The 23,194-nt window shown below is 63.9% G+C and carries 22 protein-coding genes; 15 read left to right on the forward strand and 7 right to left on the reverse strand.

From position 1 onward, the window contains the following. Nucleotides 1–127: 127 nt before the first annotated feature. From CDV46_RS12825 to CDV46_RS12835, 3 genes are all read left to right on the forward strand, one after another. Nucleotides 128–1,615, forward strand: a complete 1,488-nt coding sequence (locus CDV46_RS12825) for a DNA-3-methyladenine glycosylase 2 family protein (RefSeq protein ID WP_087722875.1) — start codon at nucleotides 128–130, stop codon at nucleotides 1,613–1,615. Beyond that, complete coding sequence (locus CDV46_RS12830) at nucleotides 1,612–2,211, forward strand: methylated-DNA--[protein]-cysteine S-methyltransferase (RefSeq protein WP_087722877.1); 600 nt, start codon at nucleotides 1,612–1,614, stop codon at nucleotides 2,209–2,211. The genes CDV46_RS12825 and CDV46_RS12830 overlap by 4 nt, the downstream gene beginning before the upstream one ends. Nucleotides 2,212–2,387: 176 nt before the next feature. Then, entirely contained in the window at nucleotides 2,388–3,566 is a 1,179-nt protein-coding gene (locus tag CDV46_RS12835; protein ID WP_058379337.1) for a DUF2863 family protein, read from the forward strand. A gap of 109 nt (nucleotides 3,567–3,675) precedes the next feature. Here CDV46_RS12835 and trmB read toward each other — a convergent pair whose 3' ends face one another. Further along, complete coding sequence (gene trmB, locus CDV46_RS12840) at nucleotides 3,676–4,377, reverse strand: tRNA (guanine(46)-N(7))-methyltransferase TrmB (protein ID WP_087722879.1); 702 nt, start codon at nucleotides 4,375–4,377, stop codon at nucleotides 3,676–3,678. A 529-nt stretch (nucleotides 4,378–4,906) separates the two neighbouring features. On the opposite strand from trmB, the gene CDV46_RS12845 reads away from it, so the two are divergent. Next, nucleotides 4,907–5,533, forward strand: a complete 627-nt coding sequence (locus CDV46_RS12845) for a BspC domain-containing protein (RefSeq protein WP_140413354.1) — start codon at nucleotides 4,907–4,909, stop codon at nucleotides 5,531–5,533. Nucleotides 5,534–5,583: 50 nt separating this feature from the next. Here the strand turns inward: CDV46_RS12845 and CDV46_RS12850 are convergent, their stop codons facing one another. Further along, on the reverse strand, nucleotides 5,584–6,741 hold the full coding sequence (locus CDV46_RS12850; protein WP_087722881.1) for a M14 family metallopeptidase: 1,158 nt from the start codon (nucleotides 6,739–6,741) through the stop codon (nucleotides 5,584–5,586). A gap of 65 nt (nucleotides 6,742–6,806) precedes the next feature. Then, complete coding sequence (gene yaaA / locus CDV46_RS12855; protein WP_058379341.1) at nucleotides 6,807–7,586, reverse strand: peroxide stress protein YaaA; 780 nt, start codon at nucleotides 7,584–7,586, stop codon at nucleotides 6,807–6,809. A 46-nt stretch (nucleotides 7,587–7,632) separates the two neighbouring features. Between yaaA and CDV46_RS12860 the strand changes: the two genes are divergently transcribed. Both CDV46_RS12860 and CDV46_RS12865 read left to right on the forward strand, forming a co-directional pair. Continuing rightward, nucleotides 7,633–8,145 carry a putative toxin-antitoxin system toxin component, PIN family gene (locus CDV46_RS12860; RefSeq protein WP_087688173.1) on the forward strand — a complete coding sequence of 171 codons (513 nt, stop codon included), beginning with the start codon at nucleotides 7,633–7,635 and terminating at the stop codon, nucleotides 8,143–8,145. A gap of 113 nt (nucleotides 8,146–8,258) precedes the next feature. Continuing rightward, entirely contained in the window at nucleotides 8,259–9,449 is a 1,191-nt protein-coding gene (locus tag CDV46_RS12865) for a pyridoxal phosphate-dependent aminotransferase (protein ID WP_087722883.1), read from the forward strand. Between the two features lie 30 nt (nucleotides 9,450–9,479). On the opposite strand, the gene CDV46_RS12870 is transcribed toward CDV46_RS12865, so the two are convergent. Then, complete coding sequence (locus CDV46_RS12870) at nucleotides 9,480–10,139, reverse strand: glutathione S-transferase family protein (protein ID WP_087688727.1); 660 nt, start codon at nucleotides 10,137–10,139, stop codon at nucleotides 9,480–9,482. A 114-nt stretch (nucleotides 10,140–10,253) separates the two neighbouring features. Then, nucleotides 10,254–11,174 (reverse strand): LysR family transcriptional regulator, encoded by a 921-nt coding sequence (locus tag CDV46_RS12875; RefSeq protein ID WP_087722885.1) that lies wholly within the window; start codon nucleotides 11,172–11,174, stop codon nucleotides 10,254–10,256. 153 nt (nucleotides 11,175–11,327) lie between these two features. Here CDV46_RS12875 and CDV46_RS12880 point away from each other — a divergent pair, with 153 nt between their 5' ends. Further along, the gene (locus CDV46_RS12880) at nucleotides 11,328–12,353 is read left to right on the forward strand and encodes a zinc-dependent alcohol dehydrogenase family protein (protein ID WP_087722887.1); all 1,026 of its coding nucleotides are present in this window, start codon (nucleotides 11,328–11,330) and stop codon (nucleotides 12,351–12,353) included. A 55-nt stretch (nucleotides 12,354–12,408) separates the two neighbouring features. Then, a complete protein-coding gene (locus CDV46_RS12885; RefSeq protein WP_217896737.1) occupies nucleotides 12,409–13,605 on the forward strand; it encodes an MFS transporter in 1,197 nt (398 codons plus the stop codon). Nucleotides 13,606–13,793: 188 nt separating this feature from the next. On the opposite strand, the gene CDV46_RS12890 is transcribed toward CDV46_RS12885, so the two are convergent. Then, nucleotides 13,794–14,609, reverse strand: a complete 816-nt coding sequence (locus CDV46_RS12890; protein WP_087722889.1) for a hypothetical protein — start codon at nucleotides 14,607–14,609, stop codon at nucleotides 13,794–13,796. A 482-nt stretch (nucleotides 14,610–15,091) separates the two neighbouring features. Between CDV46_RS12890 and CDV46_RS12895 the strand changes: the two genes are divergently transcribed. The 7 genes from CDV46_RS12895 to CDV46_RS12925 all read left to right on the forward strand — a co-directional run bounded on the left by CDV46_RS12895 (nucleotide 15,092) and on the right by CDV46_RS12925 (nucleotide 22,206). Further along, nucleotides 15,092–16,648 (forward strand): 3-hydroxyacyl-CoA dehydrogenase, encoded by a 1,557-nt coding sequence (locus CDV46_RS12895; RefSeq protein ID WP_087722891.1) that lies wholly within the window; start codon nucleotides 15,092–15,094, stop codon nucleotides 16,646–16,648. 16 nt (nucleotides 16,649–16,664) lie between these two features. Beyond that, nucleotides 16,665–17,444, forward strand: coding sequence for an oxepin-CoA hydrolase, alternative type (locus tag CDV46_RS12900; protein WP_087688179.1), 780 nt, complete (start codon nucleotides 16,665–16,667; stop codon nucleotides 17,442–17,444). Nucleotides 17,445–17,526: 82 nt separating this feature from the next. Beyond that, a complete protein-coding gene (locus CDV46_RS12905; protein ID WP_170935996.1) occupies nucleotides 17,527–18,243 on the forward strand; it encodes a histidine phosphatase family protein in 717 nt (238 codons plus the stop codon). Nucleotides 18,244–18,349: 106 nt separating this feature from the next. Then, nucleotides 18,350–19,435 carry a phosphotransferase gene (locus tag CDV46_RS12910; protein WP_087722893.1) on the forward strand — a complete coding sequence of 362 codons (1,086 nt, stop codon included), beginning with the start codon at nucleotides 18,350–18,352 and terminating at the stop codon, nucleotides 19,433–19,435. A 27-nt stretch (nucleotides 19,436–19,462) separates the two neighbouring features. After that, entirely contained in the window at nucleotides 19,463–20,686 is a 1,224-nt protein-coding gene (locus tag CDV46_RS12915; RefSeq protein ID WP_087722895.1) for an acyl-CoA dehydrogenase family protein, read from the forward strand. A 219-nt stretch (nucleotides 20,687–20,905) separates the two neighbouring features. Beyond that, the gene (locus tag CDV46_RS12920) at nucleotides 20,906–21,598 is read left to right on the forward strand and encodes a glutathione binding-like protein (RefSeq protein ID WP_087688729.1); all 693 of its coding nucleotides are present in this window, start codon (nucleotides 20,906–20,908) and stop codon (nucleotides 21,596–21,598) included. 272 nt (nucleotides 21,599–21,870) lie between these two features. Next, nucleotides 21,871–22,206 (forward strand): YegP family protein, encoded by a 336-nt coding sequence (locus tag CDV46_RS12925; RefSeq protein ID WP_058379351.1) that lies wholly within the window; start codon nucleotides 21,871–21,873, stop codon nucleotides 22,204–22,206. A gap of 49 nt (nucleotides 22,207–22,255) precedes the next feature. On the opposite strand, the gene CDV46_RS12930 is transcribed toward CDV46_RS12925, so the two are convergent. Beyond that, on the reverse strand, nucleotides 22,256–23,188 hold the full coding sequence (locus CDV46_RS12930; protein WP_140413356.1) for a hypothetical protein: 933 nt from the start codon (nucleotides 23,186–23,188) through the stop codon (nucleotides 22,256–22,258). Nucleotides 23,189–23,194: the final 6 nt, after the last annotated feature.

Below are 23,194 nucleotides of genomic sequence, written 5' to 3' on the forward strand. Positions count from 1 at the left end.
CCGGCTTCGGCCGGGTTTTGTCGTTTACGGGCTCGCCCCTTGTCATGTCCGAAAATGACTAGCACCGCCCCCGCCTCGCGCGTAGAGTGACACCCATACTCTCGTAGCCCCGCCGGGGCGCCCCATCATGACGCTTGATCCCGAAGTCTGCTACAAAGCCGTCTCCGCCCGCGATCGCCGCTTCGACGGCTGGTTCTTTGTCGGCGTGTCCTCGACCGGCATTTACTGCCGCCCGGTGTGCAACGTTCGCACGCCGCGCTTCGAGAACTGCTCGTTCTACGGCAGCGCCGCCGGTGCGGAAAAAGCCGGCTTCCGGCCCTGCCTGAAATGCCGGCCGGAGCTCGCGCCCGGCGTCGCCCGCTTCGACGCCACCCGCGAACTGGCCGACGCGGCCGCCGCCATGATCGACGAAGGCTTCCTCAATCGGGCCGACCTGCCCGCCCTCGCCGCCCGCATCGGCATTACTGAACGCCACCTGCGCCGCATCTTTGCCGACGAATTCGGGGTCTCCCCGGTCGAATACGCCCAGACGCAGCGCCTGCTGCTCGCCAAGCGGCTGCTGACCGATACCGCGCTCCCCGTCACGGAAGTGGCCCTCGCGTCCGGCTTCGGCAGCGTGAGGCGCTTTAACGGCCTGTTCAAGACGCGCTATGGCTTTGCTCCCGGGCGTCTGCGCCAGACCGCCCGTCACGCCGCGATTCCTGAGGGCGATCTCGTCTTTCAACTCGCCTACCGACCGCCGTTCGCGTGGGACGCGCTGCTCGATTTTCTCGGGAATCGCGCCATCGAAGGTGTGGAACATACCGACGGCAATTCCTACACGCGCACGCTGCGCATCGAACGCGAAGACGGACAAACACTCGTCGGCTGGTGCCAGATCACCCCGCTGCCCGATCGCCACGCCCTTCAGGTGACGTTGCCCCCGTCCCTCGCCGGATGCGTGCCGCAAGTGCTCGGCAAGCTCCGTCATCTCTTCGATCTCGGCGCCCGCCCCGACATCATCGACGCGCATCTCGGCGCCCTCGCCCTCTCGACACCCGGGCTTCGGGTGCCCGGCGCGGTCGATGGCTTCGAAATCGCCGTGCGTGCCATCGTCGGCCAGCAGATCACGGTCAAAGGCGCGCGGCGCCTGCTGGGACGGCTGGCACAACGCTTCGGCACACCGCTGGCCACCCCCGTCGACGGCTTGACGCACACGTTTCCGAGTGCCGCACAAATGCTCGCGGTCCCCGTCGACTCGCTCGGCGAAGCCGGTATCATTCGCAGTCGTATCGCCGCAATTCACGGGGTCGCGCAAGCCATCGTCGATGGCGGGCTTCGTCTGGACCCGCTGGCGCCGCTAGAAGCCACGGTGAAGGCGCTGCTGGCCATCAAGGGCATCGGGCCCTGGACGGCGCAGTACATCGCGATGCGTGCTCTCGGCTCGCCCGATGCCATCCCGGTCGACGATCTGGTGTTGCGTCAGGCCTTGGGGGTGCCGGATGGGCGCGCAGTCGCCGAACGCACGGCGCAGTGGGCCCCGTGGCGGGCTTACGCGGCGCTGCATGTCTGGCGTGCCGCGGCACAAGGACCGGCAGGGTTGCCGGTCGTCACATTGCAGGAGATTTGTGTATGACGCGCTTTAAAGCCCCCGCCAAAAACCTGTATGAAGCCATATACGACAGCCCACTCGGCGAGATGCTGCTCGTCTCGAATGGCGACGCCCTCACCGGGGTCTATTTCTCTCGTCAGAAGTATTGCCCGGACGACGACGCGCAGCGCCGCGACGGTGCTGACGTTGCCGTGTTGAATGACACCAAGCGCCAACTCGGCGAGTACTTTCACGAAGGACGCCGCGCGTTCACGTTGGCACTGGCCCCCGAAGGCACGCCGTTTCAGCAACAGGTCTGGGCGCAGTTGTGCAGCATTCCTTTCGGCGAGACCCGCAGCTATGGCGATCTCGCTCACGCCCTCGGCGACGCCAACAAATCGCGCGCGGTCGGTGCGGCCAATGGCCGGAATCCGATAACGATCATCGTGCCGTGTCATCGGGTGATCGGCGCGGACGGCACGCTCACGGGCTACGCCAGCGGTGTGGAGCGCAAACTTGCGCTGCTCTCGCTGGAAGGTGCCGCGCTGGCGGCCGTCGACGCCGCAACCGGCACAAAACGCAGCGCCGCCACGGCCCGCACGCGACTTTCCGCCCCGGCCAATCTTGCTTTTGACTTCTGACCACTGACGCCGGCGGGTGCGCCGGGCTCCCCCTCACCCGCCGAAGATGTCGCCTGCGGGCACTGCGAAGTGCCCCGTATTCACGCGAATACCTTACCTTGCCGGTAACCGTCCCCTCAATCGCGTTGCCGCATGCCGTACAATCGTGAGTTCATGTGTTTCTGCCTTGCACGACTATGCGCCCACGCACCGCCAAAAGACTGACCCCCGACGCTGAAAAGCTGGTCGGCCACGCGCTTGCGCTGGCTGCCTCAGGCAGCCGTATCGAAGACCGCTTTTGGGAAGCCCAACTCGACACGCTGCTCACACGCGTGCTGCGCACCGGCAACCAACCCGCCATCGATGCTGCGCTCGACCACCTGCAAGCCAATCACAGCGAGGCCTACGGCGCGCTCGCCGATCTGATCGAATCGCAAAGCGAATCGGCCGAACCGGAAGCCGACGGCAAGGACTGGGACGGTCTGCTGATCGCCATCCCGATTCTCGCGTGGACGCGCTACGCGATTCCCTCGGGCCCGGTGAAGGACGACGCCCTGATGCCGATTCGCGCGCATCTGCACGCCCACGTGCTGGCCGACGCAGCCCGCGTATCGATCTCTCCGTATCTCTACAGCATCGACCAACTGCCGCGCACGCACTGCGAGTCGTGGAAGGTCACGCAGCAACTCGTGCGTGCTGCCGTCGACAACGCAGAGGTGAAGCATCCCGGCAACGATCTGCCGGAGACGGCCCCGATTCTCGCCGACCCGCGTTTCCTGCTCGCCGCTGTCGTGGTGGCCAAGGGCGCCCCGATGTTCCGCTGGCAGGAAGAGGACGCCCGTCACGCCGAGCGCGGTCAATGTCAGGAAGCGTGGACCGCACAAGGCGGCCCGAATCTGAACGCGCTGCTGCCGGGCTGCGAGATCGAATGCCTGCTGCCGGACGCGTACTACGCCAGTTGCCGCGAGGCTGACGAACGCATTCGTCCGCACACGATTCGCACGGCCCTGCGCTACCTCGAAGACGTGCTCACGCTCACGCCGACCGAGTTGCGTGCCGTGGTTGCGGGCTTCGGCGAACAGAACATCGACGAGTACCGCATTGGCTTCACGCAACGCGGCAGCAACGACGTGATCTATGGCGTCGTGTGGCCGTTGTACGGCCGTGAAAACGGCGAAGTCGAAGGCGGCACACTCGACGAAGTCACCGACCTGTTGAAAGCCTGCGGCGTGACGGAAATTCGCAAGCATCCGGGACGCTTCGACCCCGAGTATTGCGACGATTGCGGCGTGCCGCTGTATCCGGACCCGGTTGGCGAAGTCGTTCACGCCGAAATGCCGGAAGACGCCGAACCGAGCCGCCCGCACTTCCACTAAAGCCAATGTGCGCCACGTGCGCACAACCTCGACGGCAAAACAAAGGCCATGCGCTCATCACGCATGGCCTTTGTCATTACAGCGGCCAACTCACGCGGCCCCTGTCTTCCTACAGCGTCACTTGTCCCGTCGGTGACTCGCCCGGCAGCGTTGCCACGCAACGATGCAGCGCATGCCCGGACGCCAGATATTTACGCTCGAACGGTGTGACGGGTGTCTCGGGGTTCCAGACTTCCACCGCCGGCTTCACGCCCGAGAGCCGCTCGACGGCCAGCGCAAACTCTTCGACGTACACATCCCAATTGCTGCGGCACTCCAGCACACCACCGAGTGCAACGATCGTCGGGAACACGGCATGGCCCTGCCAGCGACGCGAGAGTTGTCCGATCTTCGGCCAAGGGTTGGGATACAGGATGTAATGACGCGCCGGCCGAATATCGGCAGCGAGCAACTGCCGCCAGAAGTCGACGAGATCGGCGCGCACCCACACGAAATTCTCGGGCCAGACCTCACCCCACCAATCTTTGCCGCGCACGATGCGGCTCTCCGATTGATCGATGCCGATGACGAAATGATCGGGAAACTGTGTCGCGAGGTGCAGCGTACTTTCGCCGACACCACAGCCCGCATCGATGATGAGCGGCGGCGAACCCACCGAGCGCCAGACGGCAATCGCCGTGTCGAAAGCGGCTGCGCTATAGGCCGCGAGCGGCTTGCGAAACGTGGCGTCACGGTGTCGCGCGACGAGTTCGGCGAGCTTGTCATGCGGGCCGGGCTGCGCGCTGGCGACGGTGCGGGAATTAGCAAACATGCGACGAAGAGCAGAAAGAAAAACGAGCGGAAAACATCTGCGTAAAACGAAACGAACGCGGAAAAACCGCCGGTATTCAAGCGATTGCGCGGCGTACATCGATGCCACAATCGCGGTCCTTTGCGAAAAACCATCGCCGATATTTCTCGGCATGACCGCAGCACTTACCCACCATTGGCAGCGCGTGCAATCGCGCGAAACACGGACAAGATGGCGAGCATTGTAGCGCGCCGTAACTTTCAAGCTTCGGCGAAACACGCGGGCGTGCCCCGCCTGAAGGGCGTCGGCGACTTTTTTTCGGTTAAGATTGAACTCGCTTTCGCCGTTGTCTTTCAAATAGCGGCTAAGCCCTTTCACGAGCGTCGCGCGTGCAGAACTCACTGAATGAGTCATCGCGCAGTCGCATTGCTCCGCAGCGTTGTGCGTCCATGTGCCGGTGAGTGGCATGTCGTCAGGTTCCGCCCGAACGCCCCCGAGAATACATCTAGCAATGTCGAATCGATTTCTTCAACGCGCCGCAGGCGTGGTCATGCGAGCCGTGCGCCAGGTCGCCGGTCTCGCAGCCATGGCTGCGCCGCTGTGTCTGTCGGCCCTGCCGGCACCGGCACAAGCCTTTACGCTCGAACAGCACCGTGCGCTGGTCGAGCAATTCATCAACACCCGTCATGCCGACCCGCTGGTGGCCGATTGCGCTGCTCACGCGAGTTTTGTCGTCGCGACGTTGCCCGGTTACGAGAGTGTCGACTATGGCGACACGGCGCTCGATCCGGCGCATGCGAAAGTCGAGCCGTGGAACGGCCCGTTCGATGATCGCAAGCAACGCGTGGATGTGACGCAGATGGTGCAGCTCGATGGCGTGGGCAAGCGCACGAACGGCCAGACGGACAACATCCACATCCGTTGTGGTTATGCCGATGGCCGCATGATGGGCTTCGACTACACGTCGCCGCTGCCGCAGGTCGAACAACCGGTCAAACGCGCCGCACGCAATACGCGCGGCACGCGAGGCAATGCGGCACATGCCACCGGTAAGTCGAGCGGCAAGAAGAGTACTGCGGCCAAGTCGTCGGGGACCAAATCGACGGCGAAGTCGACGGCAAAGTCAGGTACCGCCAAGAAGAGCACGACGACGGCCAAGAAGAAGACGACGAACTGATGGCAACCGATGCCGTCACGCCATTGCGGTGTGACGGCATCGTCGTCAGATCAAACCGTCTGGGCCTTGTCGGCCTGCATCTGCGACTCGATAGCCGCAAGCATCGACGCGCCCAGTGCCGCACTGCGCGCGCCGCTCCAGCCGACGTTGGCATCGGGGCGGTTGGCGTTGTCCTTGAACGGCATCTCCAGCGTCAGCGACAGGCAGTCGAAGCGGCGTGCGATCCACTTCGAAGCCAGCTTGAGCGATTCCGCCGCGTGCTTGCCCGGCGGGTAGCCGAACTTGTCCTGAAAATCGAGACTCGCGGCCTTGAAACGCTCGATGTAAGCGCGCTCACGGGCCAGCATCGCCTCGCTCGCGCCTTCCACGCCCTCGTTGCCCGCGACGAACACGTACGGCAGCGCTTCGTCGCCGTGAATGTCGAAGAACATGTCGCAGCCCGTCGCCTCGATGGCGGCACGCACGTGAAACACCTCCGGGCTGCGCGTCAGATCGGGTTCGAGCCATTCGCGATTCAGGTTCGCGCCGGCGGCATTGGTGCGCAGATTGCCACGCGCCGACCCATCGGGATTCATGTTCGGCACGATATGGAAGACGGCCTCCGCCAGCAGCGCCTTCGCGAGCGGATCGCCTGCCCAGTCGCCTGCCCCCAGCAAGCGGCGCATCAGCCCTTCCACGAACCACTCTGCCATCGTCTCGCCCGGATGCTGACGCGCGATGATCCAGATATGGCGCTTGCCGTCGCCGACTTCGCCGATAGTCAGCAACGTCATGTCGCGGCCGTCGAGGGTGGCCCCCAGCGAGCGCGAACGCACGAGCGGCGAGTTTTGCGCCGTGCCCAGCAACGCCAGATGGCGCTCCTCGGCGTACGGCTCGAAGTACGCCAGATAAACGCTGTCGTGCGACGGCGTGAACGACACGGTCATCGTGCGGCCGTCATACGTGGTCGGCACGCGAAACCACGTCACGCGGTCATACGACGCCACCGCGCGATAGTCCTGCCAGCCGCGCGGATACGACGTTTCGCTCGCGTTGTCGAAGACGATCCGGCACGGCGTACCCGCCACACCCTGCACGCGAAAATGAAACCACTGCGAGAACTCGGCCGCGTTGTCCTGCGGAATGCGCACGTGAATGTCGTCGGCGCGCTCGGCGCTCACCACGTGGATGGCGCCGCTATCGAACGTGCTGCTGATGAATACGGTCATGACTCGCCTCGCTGGCTGCAATGAAAAACCCCGGGACACGGCCCGGGGCTAAAGGTAAGTGCGGGTCAGGCCACGCGACGGCGGAACACCCACAGCGCGTCGTTCGACACGCTGTCGTCGAAGGCGTAGCCCTCGCTGTCGAAGGCCTTGAGTTGCTGCACATCGGTCACGCCCTGCTCGATGGCGTAACGCGCCATCAACCCGCGTGCCCGCTTGGCGTAGAAGCTGATGATCTTGTACTTCCCGCCCTTCCAGTCTTCGAACACCGGCGTGATGACCGGCGCAGCCACCAGCCGGCGCTTGATCACGCGGAAATACTCTTCCGAAGCCAGATTCACCAGCACGCGGCGCGTTTCCGGGTGTTCGGTGAGCGACGTATTGATCGTGTCCGTCACGCGCTCGCCCCAGAAGGCATACAGGTCGCGGCCACGCTTGTTGGCAAAGCGCGTGCCCATCTCCAGCCGGTACGGTTGCAGCAGATCGAGCGGACGCAGCACACCGTACAGACCCGAGAGAATGCGCAGATGGCGCTGTGCAAATTCGAGTTGCGGCGCGCTCAGGGTACGGGCGGACAGGCCTTCGTAGACGTCGCCGTTGAAAGCGAGCACGGCCTGCTTGGCATTCGAGGTATCGAAACGGGGCGTCCAGTCGGCGTAGCGCGTGGCGTTCAGCGCGGCGAGCTGGTCGGAGATGCTCATCAGCGAGCCGACCTGCGCCGGGCTCAGGGCGCGCAGGCCGTCGATCAGTTCGGCGGCCTCGTCGACGAATTGCGGCACGGTGTGCGTGCTCACGTGCGGGGGTGTTTCGTAGTCGAGCGATTTGGCCGGCGAGAGAACAATTATCATAGGGGGTGCAGCGTTCCTGCGAAAACGAAAACCGTCATTCTATCCAATGCTTCAAAACGCTGTTGCCTCGCCCGCCGAACGGGCCTTTGCCGAACATCTCGATACGCTCGCTACGCCGCCGCGCGTGGTGTTCGACACCAATGTCTGGATCGACCTGCTCGTGTTCGACGATCCGGTGGCGCGCCCCGTGCGCGACGCCCTCCTCGATCACAAGCTGACCGCGCTCATGGCGCAACGCTGCCGCGATGAACTGGCCGTCGTGCTCACTTACCCGCAATTCGTCTCGCGCGCCGTGGATAACGACGCCGCGCTGGCGTGGGTCGACAGCCACACGCAGCGCATCGTCGTGCCCGAGGACGCCCCGCCGCCTGCGCAATTGCCGCTGTGCCGCGACCGCGACGATCAGAAGTTTCTCGAAGCCGCCCGCGACGGTCAGGCGCACTGGCTGGTGAGCAAGGACAAAGCCGTGCTGAAGTTGCGCAGCCGCGTGGCCCGCCAGTTCGGCTTCCGGATCGTGACGGCCAGCGCGTTCGTCTCGCTGCTCATGGCCGGACGTTGATCCTGCCTGATCTTGTCTGATCCCGTCTGGTCCTCCCGCCACCGGCACGCGGCGCGTGTCGGCGGTAAAATGAGCGCCATCGTCCAACCCGACCCGCATTTCGCCCTGCCTCAATGAACGCGCCCCACACCGCTTCTGCTGCCCCGGCCCCGCTGGCCGCACCGGCTCTCATCTCCCGCCTGCCGAACGTCGGCACCACCATCTTCACCGTGATGTCGGCACTGGCTGCCGAGAAGCAGGCGGTGAACCTCGGTCAGGGCTTCCCCGATTTCGAGTGCGATCCGAAGATCGTCGACGCCGTCTCGCGCGCCATGCGCGACGGTCACAACCAGTACCCGCCGATGGCCGGTGTGCCCGCGCTGCGTCAGGCGATCGCCGCGAAGATCGGCCAGTTGTATGGCCAGCATTACGACTGGAATACGGAGATCACCGTGACGGCGGGTGCCACGCAGGCACTGCTCACGACGATTCTGGCGACCGTGCATCCCGGCGATGAAGTCATCGTGTTCGAGCCGACGTACGACAGCTATGTGCCGTCCATCGAACTGGCGGGCGGCAAGCCGGTGTTCATCACGCTCGAAGCCCCCGAATTCCGCATCCCGTTCGACAAGCTCGCCGCAGCCATCACGCCGCGCACGCGCCTGATCCTGTTCAACACGCCGCACAACCCGAGCGGCACGGTGTGGCACGAACAAGATCTGGTGAAGCTCGCCGAGATCGTGGCCGGCACCGATGTGCTGCTGCTCTCGGACGAGGTCTACGAGCACATGGTGTACGACGGCAAGCGCCACGAGAGCGTGGCGCGGCACCCTGAATTGGCTCGCCGCAGCTTCATCGTGTCGAGCTTCGGCAAGACGTACCACGTCACGGGCTGGAAGGTCGGCTTCGTCGCCGCGCCCGCCCCGCTCATGGCCGAATTTCGCAAGGTGCACCAGTTCAACGTGTTCACGGTGAACACGCCCATGCAGGTCGGCCTTGCCGACTACATGCGCGATCCGGCGCCGTACGTCGAACTGGCAGGCTTCTATCAGAAGAAGCGCGACCTGTTCCGCGACGGCCTCGCCAACACGCGTTTCAAACTGCTGCCGTGTGAAGGCACGTACTTCCAGTGCGTGGACTACAGCGCGATCAGCGACATGAGCGAAGCCGACTTCGCGCTGTGGCTCACGGGCGAAATCGGCGTCGCCGCCATTCCTGTGTCGGCGTTCTATCACGCGCCGCATGAGTCGGGCGTGGTGCGCTTCTGCTTCGCCAAACGCGACGACACGCTGCGCGAAGCGCTCGCACGTCTGGCGAAGATCTGACGCCGGGCGGTCTTGCACCGCCTCGCCGAATTACGCCTCGGACTTCTTCGCTTGCTGCGCCTGCTGATAAGCCTTCATCTCGGCGCGCGTGCGCTGGAACGATTCGCGCTCGGCGAGCACTTTGCCGTACGCCTTCCAGTCGACACCCGCGGCTTGCAGGAAGTCTTCGCCGAACACGGCCTGCGTTGCCATACCGATGATCGGCAGGTGAATACCGGCAGCGACGTCGGCCATCGTGAACTGTTCACCGGCGACATACGGCGCGAACTTCGCAATCCGCTTGAACGCGATGATGTTGCGGCGGAGCAGCTTTTCGGTGCGTGCACGCGTGCCTTCCGACGCGGTACCGCCAAAGAACGCCTGCCCGTAGACCTCACGCGCCACCAACTCGAGATGCAGCTCGAGCATCGTGATCAGCTCGCGCTCCTTGGCTTGCTGCCAAACATCCTTGGAAAACAGCGCGGGCGTCGGGTGCGTGACTTCGAGGTAATCGCAGATCACCTGCGACTCGGCGAGATAGCCGCGCTCGGTTTGCAGATACGGCACCTTGCCCAGCGGCGAGCATTGCAGCAGTGGCTCGTCCTGACTCGGAATGGATTCTGACTCTTCGAAGGCCACGCCCTTCTCGTACAGCACGACCTTGACCTTGTTGTAGTAATTGCTGATCGGAAATCCGTACAACTTCAACATGATGTCTCCCATGGTGTTTTCTCCGTAGGGCAGTGTAAGGCCTGCCTCGGCGGTTGACGACGAATTTGCGACCGCAATCACGGGTAGAACGTCTCGAAAATCGCGGCGATGGTGTCAGGTCGCCTGTTCCGGAAAAACCCGCTCACGCATGAAGTCGATGAACACACGCAGCTTCGCGGGCACCTGTCCGCCCGATGGCCACATGATGTGAAACGGGATGCCGGTCTCCGTGCAATGTGGCAACACCTGCACCAACTGGCCGGTGCGCAGATACCCGCGAATCGAGAAATCGGGCAGGTACGCGATCCCCACGCCCTGCAACGCAAAAGCGATGCGCGCTTCGAGGTTGTTGCACACGACGGACGTCGATAACGGGAAGCCTGCTGCCTCGCCACTCTCGCCATCCGCCTCCGCCTTGCGGTCTTCGCCGAGCGGCCAGACCTGAAGCTTGCCCGTGTTCGGGTAGCGAAACTGAATGCACGCGTGCTGCGCGAGATCACCGGCCGTGCGCGGTGTGCCACGTCGTGCGAGGTAGTCCGGCGCCCCTACCAGCAGCATGGTCAGGGCACCGAAGCGTCGCGCCGTCAGCCGCGAATCCGGGGCGTCGCCACTGCGGATCACCGCATCGAAGCCTTCTTCGATGATGTCGACGCGGCGATCGGTGAATTCGAGTTCGAGATCGACGTCGGGATACGCCAGCTTGAACTGCCCCATCACGCTCAGAAACGGCTCGCCCACCAGCGGCACACTCAGCCGCAGCCGGCCGCGCGGGCTCAGATTGACCTGCGACAACTCGGCCTGCGCCGCTTCGAGTTCGGCCAGAATGCGCCGCCCCCGCGCGAGAAACATCCCGCCCTCTGCCGTCAACGTCAGGCTGCGGGTGCTGCGATGGAACAGCCGCACGCCAAGTTGATCTTCGAGCGCACTGACCCGCTTGCCGACCGCCGACGCCGAAATGCCCAGCAGCCGCCCGGCGGCCACGAAGCTGCCCGTCTCGGCCACCTGCACGAACACATTCACCGCAGTGCTTTCCATCCGAGCCCTCGCGCCAACGTTTTCTGCTTCTTCCGAATTACGGAGCATTTACTCCGTATAGACACGAACTCTACCCCACTTACTCTGCAATGCGGGCGTCCCTACGATCGAGGCTCTTCTCTTTCACGAATGCCAGACATTCGCAGGTGCCCCATGAATCGTACGTTCCAACGCTGGGAAATCCCGTCACTCGGCCTCGACAAGCTGGCTTTGCAAGACATCGCGCTGCCCTCGCCCCTGCCGGGGGAGGTCGTCATCGAAGTCGAAGCCGTCTCGCTTAACTATCGCGACGCGGAAGTGGCGGAGTCGGGCATGGGCAACGCCCTGAGTTTTCCGTTCACACCCGCGTCCGACATGGCCGGCCGGGTCGTGGCCGTCGGTGACGGCGTCACCCGTTTCGCGGCAGGCGAGCGCGTAATCGCGACCTACATGCCCGGCTGGGTCGACGGTGCCCCGCGTTCGTGGACCGACGCGCCCACGCGTGGCGGCCCGCTGCCCGGCATGCTCGCCCAATACGTCGCCACGCCCGCCGACGGCTGCGTGCTGGCGCCGAGTACCCTGAGCGCTGCCGAAGCCAGCACGCTGCCCGTGGCGGCCCTCACCGCGTGGATGGCGCTGATCGAACTGGGTCATCTGCACGCGGGGCAAACCGTCGTGGTGCAAGGTACCGGCGGCGTCTCGCTGTTCGCCGTGCAGTTGGCTGCCGCCCATGGGGCCCGCGTCATCGTGACGAGCGGCAGCGACGAGAAAATCGCCGGGGCACTGGCGCTGGGGGCCACCCATGGCATCAATCGCCACACCACGCCCGACTGGCAGAACGCAGTGCTCGATCTGACCGGCGGGCGCGGCGCCGATCACATTCTGGAGATGACCGGCGGCGAGAACATCGAGCGCTCGCTTCAGGCGGTCAAGCAAGGCGGACGCATCTCCGTGATCGGTCTGCTGGACGCCGACCGCATCAGCCTGCCGATTCTGGCGCTGCTGGCCAGCCGTGCCTCGATTGTCGGTATCGCCGTGGGGCCGCGCCGTGCGCTGGAAGACCTCGTGCGCGCCGTCGATCTGCTGGGCATCAAGCCGGTGATCGATGCGGTGTATCCGTTCTCGCAGGTCCCGCAGGCGTTCGCGCATCTGCAACGCGGTGCGTTCGGCAAGGTCGTCGTGGAGGTGACGCCGTCATGACCCCTCGCCCGTGCCTGAGAACCGCCACCGCAACGTCACGCACCGGAGCGAGCGCATGACGGCCCTCGTCAGATCGGCCGCGGCCATGCCCGCCATCATGCTCGGCCTGTTCGGGCTCTACACCCTCGAGTTCGGCGTGGTCGGCATTCTGCCGATGATCGTCGATCGCTTCGGCATCACCGTCTCGCAAGCGGGCTGGCTGATGGCCGTGTTCGCCCTCGTGGTCGCCACGCTCGGCCCGGTACTCGTGCTGATCTCCTCGCGTTACGACCGCAAGAAGGTACTGGTCGTCTCGCTATTCGGCTTCGCGGTGTGCAGCGCGCTGGCCGCGTACGCGCCGAACTTCCCGAGTCTGATGGCGTTGCGTGTCGTACCGGCCCTGCTGCATCCGGTGTTTTTGTCGGCCGCTTTCACGGCGGCTGCTTCCCTGTACCCGAAGGAACAACGTGCCCATGCGCTGGCGCTCGCGTTCGTGGGCACCTCGATGGGGCTCGTGCTCGGCGTGCCTGCCACCACGTGGGTGGCCGATCACGTCTCGTATGAGGCCTCGTTCCTGTTCTGCACCGCGCTCACCGGGTTGTCCGGCGTGGGGCTGTGGATGATGCTGCCGTCGCAGGGCAAGCCGGTAGCGATGAGCTTCGGCCATCAACTCTCGGTGCTGCGCAAACCGGCGCTCTGGCTGACGATGGCAGCGACTGTCACGATCTTCACGGCCATGTTCTCCGTGTACAGCTACGCCGCCGAATACCTGAAACGCGAAACCGGCATGGACGCCACGACGATCAGCCTGATTCTCGTGATCTTCGGCGTCGGCGGCGTGCTCGGCAACCTGTTCGCCGGGCGTCTGCTGGCGCGGCATCTGGTGAAAACGACGTTGCTGCATCCGGTGGCGCTGGGCGCCGCGTATCTGGTGCTTTACTTCGGCGGCAGCGCCAACGTGCTCAGCATGGCGGTCATTGCCGTGCTGTGGGGCGCCGCGCACACGAGCGGGTTACTCGTCTCACAGATGTGGCTCACGTCGGAGACCGCAGAAGCGCCCGAGTTCGGCACAAGCCTGTTCGTCTCGGCGGCGAACGGCGGCGTGGTGCTCGGCTCAGCGCTCGGGGGCGTGTTCATCGATCATCTCGGCATCGCGGGCGTCATTGGCTGCGGCCTGATCTTCTGCGCGCTGTCGGTGGCGGTGATCGCGGCAAAGGCATGGCGTTATCGCGAAGCGCCGCCCCGGATCGGCCCGGTCAGCGCCGTCCATTGAGCCCCGCTTGCCATCTCAGGCCATGTCCGAATCGTCGAGACAGGCTCGCTTTGGCTCGCTTTGGCTCGCTTTGGATTGCAAGGCAATTTGCAAAAGTAACGGGGGCAGGATGGAGCGCGTCACAGCCGCTCTGCCCTGCCCCCGCGCCATGTCCCGGCAGGACCGGGAATGGAGACGAACCTGACGCGTTAGTGCGATGCCGCCAGGAGTACCGGTCCCGATGGCGGATAGGCCGCCAACGCCGCCGGGTCAACGATGCCAATATCGTTCGCGCGCAGCGCAATGACCGATTGCGCCAGATACGCCAACTTGGCGGCGCCCGTCAGGTGATGCGGTGCCGTGGACGTCACCTGTTCGCTGCCTGCCACCCGCGAATGCGCGTCGCCGAACGACGCCATCGGAAAATCGTACGACCTATGAGTCGGCGTCCAATCGGTGGCGATTCCCAATTTCTCTAAAAGCTCTCGAGTGACGTCTTCTCTCGACTCTCGCACGGCATTGTCGATGCGGGCTTCCTTTTCGAATTTCCCATCCCGGAAGTACATCCCGACAACGCCCACCGTCGGCCCCTTATCGGTCCACCGGCCGGTGTAGGTCTCGCTCACCTCCGTGCCGTGATCGTCGCGCAAATTGAATATCCCCTCACCCAGCGTTTGGCCCGGCGAAAAGTGCTTCAGATCGACGTTGATGTCAGCGATAAGTCGTTTTTCCTCAGGCGGCGGCACGTCGCCTTGCGCCATTTCAGCGACATAAGACTCCAAGTTTTTCATCAAATTGGAAACGGCTTTGAATCTTACAAAAAATAGACTGATCTTTGGTTGATCCTTAGCGAGATCATTCAATCCGGTGAATGCGTCACCAAGCTTGGCTCTCGTCCCCGCATCAAGCTCATCGATGAGTTTCGTGTAATCGGCAGTCATGAAAGAAGAATATTTAGCCGAATTTGCAAACTCTTTAATAAGACCCGCAACCTTCTCGCCACTGTATTGATTAAATTTTGACATCATATTTCTCCAAAAATGAATCTTCGAAATTAAAAATCAACAACCCACCCAGCAAGCCATTGGCAATCTCTCACAGAAATAAGACCAACCCGACTCACGCTCGTCGCACAGTGAATAGTCACAACCACAACGGGAGAAATCACCCGCAAACGGAGGGAAATACCACTTTGATCAACCCCCTCGGCACAACCCCATTCATTTGATTGAATTTTGAAAGTCGATTGAAATTCGGCTTTGATCGATGAACCCGTTGCGGCGTGACACCTGCACCGGGCCGTTGCCCGCCGGCGGACGACCGCTGGGCGGAACAAGCGCTGGCAGTCAACGCGAGATAGGCGACAATAGCGGCAACGCGATAAGGGCATCGGTTTGCATCGTCCGGCCATACGAAAGGAAATTCATTTCCCGACCGACCGGTCGGACGATAGAATGGCGAGCGACGTCCGCGCCCTGACAACAACACCTATCTCGAGACATTCCGAATGACTGCATCCTCTTCCCCGGACACGGCGAACGCGCTCGCCAAATCCATCGATACGCTGGGTATCGTCGGTGCCGGCGCCATGGGCCGTGGCATCGCCCAGATCGCCGCGCAGGCCGGTTTGCGCGTCAAGCTGTACGACACCAATGCGAAGGCCGTACAGGCCGCGCTGGACACCCTGCGCGAGACGCTCGACAAGCTGGCAGCCAAGGGGAAGATCGACGCAGCCGCCGTCGACGCGACGATGGGCCGCTTGCAGGCCTGTGCCGCACTGGAGGATCTGGCCGATTGCGACCTCGTCGTCGAAGCCATCATCGAGAAGCTGGAAATCAAGCGCGACCTGTTCCGCGCGCTGGAGGGCATCGTGGCCGCCGACGCGATTCTCGCGTCCAACACGTCGTCGCTGTCGATCACCGCCATTGCTGCCGCGTGCGAGCGCCCCGAGCGCGTGGCGGGTTATCACTTCTTCAACCCGGTGCCGCTGATGAAGGTGGTCGAAGTCATCGACGGCCTGCGCACCGCCCCCGAAGTGGGCGATGCCCTGCTCACACTGGGCCAGCGCATGGGCCACACGGCCGTGCGTTGCAAGGACATGCCGGGTTTCATCGTCAACCACGCCGGCCGTGGCATGAACACCGAAGGCCTGCGCGTGGCCAGCGAAGGCATCGCGAGCTTTGCCGACATCGACCGCATCCTGCGCGAGCAGGCAGGCTTCCGTCTCGGCACGTTCGAATTGCTCGACCTCACCGCGCTCGACGTCTCGCACCCGGTGATGGAGTCGATTTACCACCAGTTCTACGAAGAGGCGCGCTTCCGCCCGTCGCCGATCACCGCCGTGCGCTTTGCCGGCGGCCTGCTCGGCCGCAAGGTCGGCGAAGGCTTCTATCGCTATGTCGACGGCAAGCAGCAAGTGCCGGCCGAAGCGCCCGCCCCGAGCGCGCTGCCGGCCAGCGTGTGGATCAGCCGCGCCGACACGCGCGGATTTGCCGCTGTCGTAGAGCTGCTGGGTGCCACCGGCGTGACCATCGAAAGCGACGACAAGCCATCGGACAACGCACTGATCATCGTTACGCCGCTCGGTCTGGATGCAACGACCTGTGCCGTCGAACAAGGGCTCGATGCCACGCGCACCGTCGCCGTCGACACGTTGCTGCCGCTGGCCGGCGCCAAGCGTCACACGCTGATGACCACCCCCGTGACCACGCACGACGCACGCGACGCCGCCCATGCGTTGTTCGCCCAAGGCGGCACGCCGGTGACCGTCATCCGCGACTCGGCGGGCTTCGTCGCCCAACGGGTGATCGCGACCATCGTGAATATCGGTGCCGACATCGCCCAGCAACGCATCGCAGCGCCGGGCGACATCGACCGCGCGGTCACGCTCGGCCTCGGCTACGCCAAGGGTCCGCTGGCCCTCGGCGACGCCGTCGGCGCACGTCAGTTGCTCACCGTGTTGCGCAACCTGCAATCGTTCTACGGCGACCCGCGTTATCGCCCGTCGCCGTGGCTCACGCGTCGCGCGCAACTCGGCGTGTCGCTGCTCACCGAAGAACAGTGATCCGGAGGCCCTGCCCATGAGCGCCGAACTGCTTGCCGAACGCGTCGACCAGACGTTGGTTCTTACGTTGTCCAACCCGGGCGCCCGCAATGCGCTGCACCCGGATATGTACGCTGCGGGCGTCGAAGCCCTCACCACCGCCGAGCGCGATCCGTCGATTCGCGCGGTCGTGCTCACCGGTGCCGACAACTTTTTCTGTGCCGGCGGCAATCTGAACCGCCTGCTGGAAAATCGTCAGAAAGACCCCTCGGTGCAGGCCGCGAGCATCGACGCGCTGGCCGAATGGATCGAGGCCCTGCGCTCGTGTCCGAAGCCGATCATTGCGGCCGTGGAAGGTGCAGCCGCCGGTGCTGGCTTCTCGCTGGCGCTGGCCTGTGATCTGCTCGTCGCTGCCGACAACGCCAAGTTCGTCATGGCGTACGTCAAGGTCGGGCTCACGCCGGACGGCGGCGGCTCGTGGTTCCTCTCGCAAGCCCTGCCCCGCCCGCTGGCCACCGAGATTCTGCTCGAAGGCAAGCCCGTCGCCGCCTCGCGACTGGCCGCGGCCGGCCTGGTGAATCGCGTGGTCGCGCCGGGTCAGGCGCGCGCCGAAGCGCTCAACTGGGCGACGGATCTGGCCCAGCTTTCGCCCAATGCCGTGGGCCGCATCAAGTCGCTCATCGACAGCGGCGCGAGCGAGACGCTCACCTCGCAGCTTGGCGCGGAGCGCGATAACTTCGTCGCGTCGCTGCATCATGCCGACGGGCTGGAAGGCATCACGTCGTTTCTCGAGAAGCGCCCTGCAACTTACCGATAGACTGTCGGTCACTGTCTTGCAGAGCGCTTCGGAGAGATCACGCATGAGCACGATTGGACGTCTTGGGGCCGACACGGGTCCGCTGGAATTCACCCCGCCACAACGCCGCCGCATCTACTTGATGCGCCACGGCGATGTGACGTATTTCGACGATAGCGGCAAGCCTATCGACGCCGACACCGTTGCCCTCAACGAGAACGGTCGCGCACAAGCGAGCGCCGCCGGGCGCGCTTTTGCAGCGGAGAACATCCGCTTCGATCGCGTGATCGTCAGCGGTCTGCCGCGCACGCGTGAGACCGCGCAACGTGTGCTTGCTGAAACCGGGCAGCAAGTCGAGATCGAGACGTGGACGTGCTGGCAGGAGATTCGCTCGGGCAGCTTGTCCGATCTGCCGCCGAGTGAGATCGCACAAGCCTTCCTCGGCGCATTCGACGGTCTGGTGGCCGAAGACACGCGCTTCATGAATGGCGAATCGGTGCGAGAACTGCTCGACCGCGTGGTACCGCCACTGGCAGAGTTGCGTGAAGACAAGTCGTGGGACACCGTGCTGCTCGTGCTGCACGGTGGCGTGAACCGCGCAATTCTCTCGCATGCCATGCATCCGCTGGGCCGCCTGTTCATCGGTCAACTGGCGCAGACACCGGCATGCATCAACGCGCTCGACGTTGGCGACAAGCCCGAAGACTGGGTCGTGCGCCTGATGAATTTCGCGCCGCCGCAGCCGCTGCATCGCGACAACCGGCTGACCGTCATGGAGAAGATTTTCGCGTCGTTCATCCGCTCGCGTCAGCCAAAGTAATCCCCGCAGAAAAAGCCGCGCGTGCCGGTATCACGAGGCCAAAGACCTCACGGCACGCCCAGCAACCCGTCGTCCCAACCGTTGCACCGGAAATGCAGGAGACAGCATGGCCGAGGAGCTTCCGCAGGACTTTTCCGCTTTCGCCGGCGAGCGTTCGCTCGGCGAGCACCCGCCCTTCGATGCCGCCGCCCTGTCGCAGTGGCTCGCCACCCACGTCGACGGTTACGCCGGGCCGTTGCGCATCGCGCAGTTCAACGGCGGCCAGTCCAACCCCACCTATCGCCTGAGTACGCCCGGCGCCGAGTACGTGCTGCGCACCAAGCCCGCGCCTGCCGCGAAGCTGCTGCCGTCGGCACACGCGATCGAGCGCGAGTACCGCGTCATGCATGCGCTGGCTGACACCGATGTCCCGGTCGCCCGCATGCTCGGCTTGTGCGAGGACGAAACCGTCATCGGTCTGGCGTTCTACGTGATGGCATACGTACCGGGGCGCGTGCTGTGGGACCCGTCGCTGCCGGGAATGTCGCCGCCTGAACGCACTGCCATTTATGACGAGATGAACCGCGTGATCTCCGCGCTGCATCGCGTCGACTACCGCGCGATAGGTCTGGAAACCTACGGCAAACCCAGCGACTACATCGCGCGCCAGATTGCCCGTTGGAGCAAGCAGTACCGCGCGTCGGAGACCGAGCCGATCGAAGCGATGGACCGGCTCATCGACTGGCTGCCCGCGCACCTTCCCTCGGGCGAACCGGAGCGCACGACGATCGTGCACGGCGACTTCCGGCTCGACAATCTGATCTTCCATCCGAGCGAGCCGCGTGTACTTGCCGTGCTCGACTGGGAGCTGTCGACGCTGGGCGACCCGCTCGCCGATTTCAGCTATCACTGCATGGCGTGGCATGTCAGCCCGGGCGTGTTTCGCGGTATCGCCGGACTCGACTGGGCGGCCTTGGGCATTCCCGATGAACAAGATTACGTGGCGCGCTACAGCGAGCGCACCGGCATCGCCCGCCCGCCGCAATGGCACTTCTATCTCGCGTACAACATGTTCCGTATCGCGGCGATTCTGCAAGGGATCATGAAGCGCGTCGCCGATGGCACGGCGGCGAGCCAGCAAGCGCTCGACGCAGGAAAACGTGCGCGCCCCATGGCCGAACTCGCATGGCAATACGCACAGCATCGCGACTGACAAGACAACTGGAGCACGGCAAACCTCATGGATTTCAGCTATAGCCCGAAAGTCGAAGCGCTGCGTGCGCGCCTGAGCGCCTTTTTCGACGAACACATTTTCCCTAACGAGCGCCGCTATCTCGAAGAGATCGAGATCGCCCGCCGCCACGGCGACGCATGGCAGCCGTCGCAGGTCATCGAGCGGCTCAAGCCGCTCGCGCAACAGGCCGGATTGTGGAACCTGTTCCTGCCGGATTCCGGGCGAGGTGCGGGCCTCACCAACGTGGAATACGCGCCGCTGTGCGAGATCATGGGCCAAGTGCCGTGGGCACCGGAAGTCTTCAACTGCAACGCGCCGGACACCGGCAACATGGAGACGCTGGAGCGCTACGCCACCGACGCGCAAAAAGCGCAATGGCTCGAACCGCTGCTGCGCGGCGAGATTCGCTCGGCGTTTCTGATGACCGAACCCGACGTGGCGTCCTCGGATGCCACCAACGTGCAATGCAGCATCCGGCGCGACGGCAACGATTACGTGATCAATGGCCGCAAGTGGTGGTCGACGGGTGCAGGCGCCCCGCGTTGTGCGCTCTACATCGTGATGGGCAAGACCGACCCCGACGCACCGAAGCACGCGCAGCAGTCGATGATTCTCATACCGGCCGACACGCCGGGCATCTCGCGGGTGCGCCCGCTGACCGTCTTCGGCTACGACGATGCGCCGCACGGCCACATGGACATCGTGCTCGACGACGTGCGTGTGCCCGCGAGCAGCATCCTGCTGGGCGAAGGGCGTGGCTTCGAGATCGCACAGGGCCGCCTCGGCCCGGGCCGTATTCACCACTGCATGCGGCTGATCGGTCTGGCCGAGCGCGCGCTCGCCCACATGTGCCAGCGCACGCTCTCGCGTGTCGCCTTCGGCAAACCGATTGCGGCGCAGGGCGTCACGCGCGAGCGCATTGCCGAAGCGCGCTGCCTGATCGAACAGGCCCGTCTGCTCACGCTCAAGGCGGCGTACATGATGGACACCGTCGGCAACAAGGCCGCGCGAGCGGAAATCGCGATGATCAAGGTGGTGGCACCCAATATGGCCTGTCAGGTGATCGATTGGGCGATACAGGCCCACGGCGCGGCCGGCCTTTCGGGAGACTTCCCGCTGGCGTATGCCTACGCGAGCGCCCGCACGCTGCGCTTTGCCGACGGCCCGGACGAGGTGCACCGCAACGCCATCGCCAAGCTCGAACTGGCCCGGCACATGCCGCAGGACTGAGACCGAGGCGTCTGCGAAGCTGGCGCCAGTGCATGCCTCGGCAGCCCCGTGGCCCTAGGGGCCTCTCCCGGGGCGGCCTGACCCGCTTGGCCCTGTCGACGGCAGGGCCAAACGTTCTGTGGTGTAATTTCCGGGTTTTGTCACCCATTTCGCCACTGTGCCGAGCGCATGTGCTGTGTCAATGCGCTTCCGACGCCCACCGATTTCGAGGAGCTGCAATTGATTCAGGTCTATTCCTGGGCCACGCCCAACGGTCACAAAGTCCACATCATGCTGGAGGAATGCGGGCTGCCGTACCACGCGCACGCGGTCGATATCGGCGCGGGCGACCAGTTCAAAGAGGCGTTTCTCGCCATTTCCCCGAACAACAAGATCCCGGCCATCGTCGATGAGAACGGCCCGGACGGCAAGCCGATCTCGCTGTTCGAGTCGGGCGCCATCCTGACGTATCTCGCTGGCAAGACGGGCCGTTTCCTGCCCGCCGACGTGCGTGGCAAGTACGAAACCCTCGAATGGCTGATGTTCCAGATGGGCGGCGTGGGCCCGATGCTGGGGCAGGCGCACCACTTCCGCATCTATGCGCCAGAGAAGATCGACTACGCCATCAAGCGCTATACCAATGAAGCCCGCCGTCTGTACGGCGTACTCGACAGGCGCCTGAGCGATCACCCCTACGTGGCGGCCGACGAATACACCATCGCCGACATCGCCATCTGGCCGTGGCTGCGCTCGTGGAAGAATCAGGGCGTGGAGTTATCGGACTTCCCGAACGTGCAGCGGTGGTTCGAGGCCATCGAGGCGCGTCCGGCGGTGCAGCGCGGCATCAAGGTACTCGCCGACGCGCGCAAGCCGTTGCAGGACGACAAGGCCCGCGAGATGCTGTTCGGGGCCACGCAATACGCACGCCGCTGACGTGCTGACGCCCGGCGCGGGGCCGTCTCCCGCGCCAAGTCATTTACACTTCGAAACAACGTGCACGAATCGCGAGGTATCGCCAAGGCGTCGGCGGTGCTAATCTAGCGAAAATTTCCCGGTGTTACCGCACGGCGGATGACACCGGATGCTGTCTCCGACACGGCCGGCTGCCGTCAGTATCTTGTAGTTTGCAGTTCGCAATTCGTGTTTCGCAGTGCACTTCGCGCATTGCCCGCCGCTGGCTTTTGGAAGATCCGGGAGATCCACATATGTCAGGCAAATTCGAACTCAAGCGCAGTCCCAACGGTGAGTTTCACTTTCACCTGCTGGCCGACAGCGGCCACATCATCCTGTCTTCCGAAACCTACAAGGCGCGTGCGTCGGCACAGAACGGCATCGAGTCCGTGCGCAAGAACGCCGGTGAAGACCATCGCTTCGAGCGCAAGACGTCCACCTCGGGGCGTCCCTACTTCGTGCTGAAGGCGCGCAACGGCGAGATCATCGGGCAAAGCCAGATGTTCTCGTCGTCCGAGCAGATGGAAGACGGCATCACGCAAGTCAAGCGCGATGCCCCGGCGGCGTCGGTGAGCGATCTGTCGCACTGACGGCAAAGTGGACGCGCATCCCCGGCGTCACACGCCGGGGCCCCCTGAATCATTTTTCATGCGCCCGGGCGATCGGTTCCTTGTTCCACTTCTCGTCGGTCAAACTTGGCGAGCAGTTGGTCACCACCGCATCGCCGTTGCTTCTCGCGCTCGGCCAAATGCAGATCCCATTGGCGCTGAGGACTTTCGTGCTGGCGTTGTAATCGAACCATGGCGGCACCGACCCCGGCAACGCGACTACCGCGTCGTACCGGCCGAGCGCCGGATTGTGGGTGAGTCGCAATACGGGCACGTATGGCGCACCGCGCGGCACCCATCCGGCGTAGACCGAGCGTTCCGGGTTATTCAATTCGAAGAAGCTCTGTTTGACCTCACCATCCGTACAGGGCATGACGCGCATCGGACTCGTGTCAGTGACGCCACCTGTCAGACAGCTGTCCGGATAGCGGACAGACCGGAGTCGGTAAGGGCCTTCCGGCAACAGCTTATGCACCCTCACGCACGACACCTTGCCCCCGAGCGTGCCACTTTTATAGCCGTTGGCAATCAACACATCCTTACCGTCGCCATCGTTCAGGCGCGTACCGACTGACTTGTCCTGACTCAGCCCGACACCGGTTTTGGCCACATTCCCCGTCAATTCGCCCCCCGTCCTGAACGACACCACATACTTGGCAAATGGCTGCGATCCGTTGCACGACGGCTCATCGTGGAACTCGATTTCCATACCTTCATGGGCGCCGGAAATCGAAAATGAGTAGTACTCGTCGTTTTTACACTGACCCGACTGGGTAAAGTCGATACTCCCCCCGTCATACAGGGCGAAGCTGCATGTCTTGTCGACGTCGTTCTCGTACATGGTGATGTTGGGCAACGCGTAGTTTTTCGGCGTCACGGTCTGGCACGCGCCCAGCGCCGCGACGCTGAGGATGAGCAGACCGCGCAGCACGGTCCAAAGTCGACTTCGAAGGGTATTGCCCATGATTCA

This window comes from Pandoraea sp. PE-S2T-3, assembly GCF_002179965.1.
GTDB lineage: Bacteria > Pseudomonadota > Gammaproteobacteria > Burkholderiales > Burkholderiaceae > Pandoraea.